Source organism: Pantoea sp. ME81, from assembly GCF_903970985.1.
In the GTDB taxonomy this organism is placed as follows: Bacteria; Pseudomonadota; Gammaproteobacteria; order Enterobacterales; family Enterobacteriaceae; genus Pantoea; species Pantoea communis.
The window spans coordinates 1-4,821 of the sequence record NZ_CAJCKS010000265.1 but is presented as its reverse complement, the minus strand read 5'-3'; the positions used below and the strand labels follow the sequence as shown (position 1 = coordinate 4,821).

The window sequence follows — 4,821 nt, the reverse complement described above, 5'->3', positions numbered from 1 at the left end:
CAGTGCGTACCTGCACTCCCTCAGTCGATTCTTTGTACCATAGTCAGCTTCGTACACGAGCCCTCGCATGTAGAACGTTCTATTTATAATCGTACCGAACTCCACCAGATACACACAAGAGACGTCTCCACCTCCCCCCCTCGGGCTCCTCCGACTCCGCCCGCTACCGTTGCGACATCGCGCCCACGACCGCCACCAAACTGGTGACCGAGCACGCCGCCCGCCACTGCACCCAGTACCGAACCGGCGATGCGGTTCTCATCCTGTACCGGACGACGATGCGTTAACGTCACGTTGCGACACTCCTGTCGCGGTTGTTTAATGCTCTCTTTGATCGGCGTAGCCGAGAGAACTTGTGCATACTGCGGGCCGCGATCAAAGACATCCATGCTGGCGACTGCGGCAACCCCTAACGCTGCTGCCACGCCGATACCGATACCCGCTAACATTGATTTATTCACAGGAATGTCCTCCTGAATGTTGTTACCGCGCATTCCTGCCGCTACGAAATCCTGTGTAGCCGAGGCATAACCGGCGTGCGCGCCGCGCCGTGTTTGTGGATATAAGTTTTACAGATGGTCCGTAATTGCAACATCAGATTAATGGAGGAAACGCAGCGGAAAGCCTTCAGGGCCAGTTTTTCGGAGAGTTCTGAGAGAGGCTGAAATACCGCCGTAACCTTAAACTGAATTGTCGTTTTTCAGCGGGTTACGGCAGGCAGAGCGGCATCGGGCGGCAGAGGACCGCCCGAAAACATTAGTGCAACTTGAGGCGAGGACGCAGCACGCGGTTCAGGCTACCGACCAGCATCATCAGGCCGGTTTTGAAGTATCCATGGAGCGCAATCTGGTGCATGCGATATAGAGAAATGTAGACGAATCGCGCAATGCGCCCTTCGACCATCATCGAGCCGCGCATCAGGTTACCCATCAGGCTACCCACGGTGGTGAAGCGCGACAGTGATACCAGAGAACCGTGATCTTTATAGACGTAGGCTTTGAGCGGTTTGCCTTTGCGTTGCGCCAGAATATTTTCCAGCGCGCGTGACGCCATCTGGTGTGCAGACTGCGCGCGCGGTGGCACAAAACCGCCGCCCGGCAGTGCGCAGGAGGCGCAGTCACCAATCGCGTAGATGTCATCATCCAGCGTGGTTTGCAGCGTGTCTTTCACCACCAACTGATTGATGCGGTTGGTTTCCAGCCCGCCAATCTCTTTCATAAAGTCCGGCGCTTTAATACCGGCAGCCCACACCATCAGGTCAGCATTAATAAATTCGCCGCCTTTGGTATTGAGCCCCTCTTCTGTCGCGCTGGTCACCATGGTTTGCGTCAGGACGCGCACGCCGAGCTTGGTCAGTTCCTGATGTGCCGCAGCAGAAATGCGCGGTGGCAATGCTGGCAGAATACGCTCACCGGCTTCCACCAGCGTCACGTTCAGTGCAGAGCTATCAAGGCCTTTGTAGCCATAGCTGTGTAGCTGCTTCACGGCATTATAGAGTTCTGCTGACAGCTCAACGCCGGTGGCACCGCCGCCGACAATCGCAATGTTCACTTTTTCCAGGCTACCTTCACTGGCGGAGAAGCGCAGGAACAGGTTAAGCATCTCGTTGTGGAAACGACGAGCCTGATGCGGGTTATCGAGGAAGATGCAGTGATCTTTCACACCCGGAGTGCCAAAGTCATTGGAAGTACTGCCCAGCGCCATCACCAGACGGTCATAAGCCATCTCGCGCTGCGGTACCAGTAATTCACCGTTAGCATCGCGGATTTCCGCCAGCTCAATGGTTTTGTTTTCCCGGTTGATTTGCGTCAGCGAACCCAGCTGGAACTGAAAACCGTGATTACGCGCGTGCGCCAGATAGCTCAGGGCATCGATCCCTTCGTCCATCGAACCGGTTGCCACTTCATGCAACAATGGCTTCCACAGATGGCTGTGGTTGCGATCGACGAGAATAATCTCGGCTTTCTTGTTCCTGCCCAGCTTGTGACCGAGCTGCGTTGCCAGCTCTAAGCCGCCCGCACCACCGCCAATAATGACGATTTTTTCCATAGATGTAGTCAACAAAGACCCCCTCAAAGTTGTAAACCAATAGTTAATTAATGGTTACTAAAAACCTTAATAAACATAGGGTTGGCGACGTTAAATCGCGAGCTGAGGGCAGAATATCACGGCGCTAACGACATATCATAAGAAAATTGATGTACATCAATCTTTCAAGCGCATTATCAGAATGTTAAACGTTTTGTGCGCCGCATCACACGGCGCGCGGAGGCTCAGGCAAGGGATTTAAAGGCCTTAATGCGATGTAAATGCGGCGAGATGTTCTTGAATTTATGGCTGGCCTGTTCATCCCACACGATTTCATAGAAAGGGTGCAGTTGTGCGGCCGTGCGCTGATTATCCAGCGCCTCGTCATGGCGGGACAAAATGGTCAGGCAGCGATCGCGATTCTTTTCACGAAAATCACTGACGCACTTGGTGGCGATATCCAGATACTCTTCCGGACGATCAATCTTGCCTTCCATGTTCTCATACGGGAATAGGTTGGGATTGAAAATCACCTGACGCATACCGCAGAGAAAACCGATACGTTCGGCCCAGTAACCACCCAGCCCCACCCCGCAAATCAAGGGATACGCGTCACCGCCCTGCTGCTGCAATTTATCGCACTCTTTCAGCAGAAACTGCATGTCATGTTTGGGGTGTTGCGTGCTGTAACTGATGAGTCTGACGTCCGGGTCAATAAACTGCAGTTGCAGCACTTTTTCGTGGTTGCCCGGACTGTTGGAATCAAAACCGTGCAGATAGATGATCATGATTATCCTCAGCGTGGAATGAAATCCGGGCAGCAACGCTTATCTGCCCGACGCTTTATGCTCCAGCCAGCGCTCCTGTAATGCGCTCAGCTGATGATGATTCTGCTTCCAGCGTTCACTGGATTGCAGTGATTCTCGAGTGTAACGTCCCTGATGGTATAACTGCGTGACACGCTCCGCCTGGATCGGCGTCAAGTTATCCAGCACACTCACCGCTCCGGCACGCTGATTGCACACCAGGATCATGTCGCAGCCCGCATTGAGCGACTGCTGTGCGCGCTCAGCATAACTGCCCATTACCGCAGCTCCTTCCATTGACAGATCGTCGGAGAAAATGACACCGTTGAAGCCCAACTCTTTGCGCAACACCGTTTGCAGCCAGTAAGGCGAACCGCTGGCGGGTAATGGATCCACCTCAGTATAGATAACGTGCGCGGGCATCACCGCATCCAGCAGCTGCTCGTCAATTAACTGTTTGAAGATGGCCATGTCATGCTGGCGCAGCGTGGCGGCATCGCGCGGATCGCGCGGGGTCTCTTTGTGGGAATCAGCACTCACCGCACCGTGACCGGGGAAATGCTTGCCAGTGGTTTTCATGCCGGCTTCGTGCATGCCGTTGATAAAACGGCGAGCAATTTGCAATGCAATCGCGGGATCTTCATGGAAGGAACGGTCGCCAATCGCCGCGCTGATGTGGCCAATATCCAGCACTGGCGCAAAGCTGATGTCGATATCCATCGCGATCATTTCCGCTGCCATCTGCCAGCCCGCCTGCTGGGCGACTTCACCCGCGGTGGCGATATTGTGCAAGGCGGCAAAAGATTGCATCGCGGGGAGTTTGGTAAAGCCTTCACGGAAGCGCTGCACCCGTCCGCCTTCCTGATCCACGGCGACCACTAAACGATTACGCGAAGCAGCGCGAATCTGGCGTACCAGTTCCGCCAGCTGATCCACATCGTGAAAGTTGCGGGCAAACAGAATCAGTCCGCCCACCAGCGGATGCTTCAGAATCTCGCGCTCTTCGGCGTCGAGTTCGTAGCTTTCAACATCCAGCATTAATGGGCCGGGGGTATTCATGGTCATGGTTACAATCCTGAGTTAGAGATCCTGCCAGCTGGCCTGCGCCAGCTGTTGCAAATGAGGGTCACCGCTCTGTTCAGCACGCAGCTGATACCAGCTCGCCATCAGCAGATGCAGCCACGGCTGCCAGCGCCGCATATGCCGCTTCAATGTCGCTTCATCAAGCTGGCTGCGCTGCGCGTATCCGGCAGTCCAGTCGCTTTGGTGTTCTCCATCGACCGCACACAATGCCGCGAGTTCCAGCGCCACATCGCCATCAGCAGCATATTCCCAGTCGATGAGACGCAATCCATCTGGCGTGGCAATCACATTGCCGGCGTGAACATCCATATGAATCGGTACGAGGCGCAACGGCCGGGGTTCACCCTGGTTGAGTAAGCGCTGTAGAACGTGCTGCCAGCGCCAGTGGCGTTGCTGACAAAGCTGCCAGTAATGTTGCAATAGCGGCGTCAGGCGCAGGCGATAGCCCATCAGCGGCTGCTGATGTAAACGATGCAGTAAGGCAAGCACCGCGTCGTGCTGTTGATTGAACTGCGCAGGCGTCAACACATCACCGGGCAACCAGCTCTGTAAAAGCCAGGGATGGTACCAATCCAGCGGTGTCGGCCCGAGTTGCGCAGCACGCATTTTGCGTAATATCCGATATTCGCGTTGGCGATCAACAAACGGGAGCGGTTGCTGCGGCGCACGACGCGCCAGCAGCTCACCCTGCTCGGTTTTCACCCGCACACTGTTGCCACTCAATCCCGGCAGCGCGAAAAAATGACCGGCAGCTTGCGCCGTCGGCCATTGTTGCTGAATCCGTTGTTGCAGTATGGGATCAGGGTTGAGCAATACCATTGCCTGACCAGATAATTTCAGGTCGGAAGAGGACACGTCTGAACTCCAGTCACATTCAGAAGTCCCGTATGCCGTCATCTTCTTG

General features: G+C 55.0%; 4 protein-coding genes and 1 pseudogene. All 5 read right to left on the bottom strand.

What is annotated here, in order from left to right:
- Positions 1-134: 134 nt before the first annotated feature.
- A pseudogene (locus tag H7A81_RS25795) lies at positions 135-461 on the bottom strand (glycine zipper 2TM domain-containing protein); the annotation flags it as partial.
- Between the two features lie 295 nt (positions 462-756).
- Complete coding sequence (locus H7A81_RS25790; RefSeq protein ID WP_034822063.1) at positions 757-2,061, bottom strand: NAD(P)/FAD-dependent oxidoreductase; 1,305 nt, start codon at positions 2,059-2,061, stop codon at positions 757-759.
- Between the two features lie 212 nt (positions 2,062-2,273).
- A complete protein-coding gene (ycfP, locus tag H7A81_RS25785) occupies positions 2,274-2,816 on the bottom strand; it encodes an alpha/beta hydrolase YcfP (RefSeq protein WP_034822066.1) in 543 nt (180 codons plus the stop codon).
- A 39-nt stretch (positions 2,817-2,855) separates the two neighbouring features.
- On the bottom strand, positions 2,856-3,899 hold the full coding sequence (nagZ, locus tag H7A81_RS25780) for a beta-N-acetylhexosaminidase (protein WP_182059162.1): 1,044 nt from the start codon (positions 3,897-3,899) through the stop codon (positions 2,856-2,858).
- A 15-nt stretch (positions 3,900-3,914) separates the two neighbouring features.
- Entirely contained in the window at positions 3,915-4,730 is an 816-nt protein-coding gene (thiK, locus tag H7A81_RS25775) for a thiamine kinase (protein ID WP_182059163.1), read from the bottom strand.
- Between the last annotated feature and the right edge of the window lie 91 nt (positions 4,731-4,821).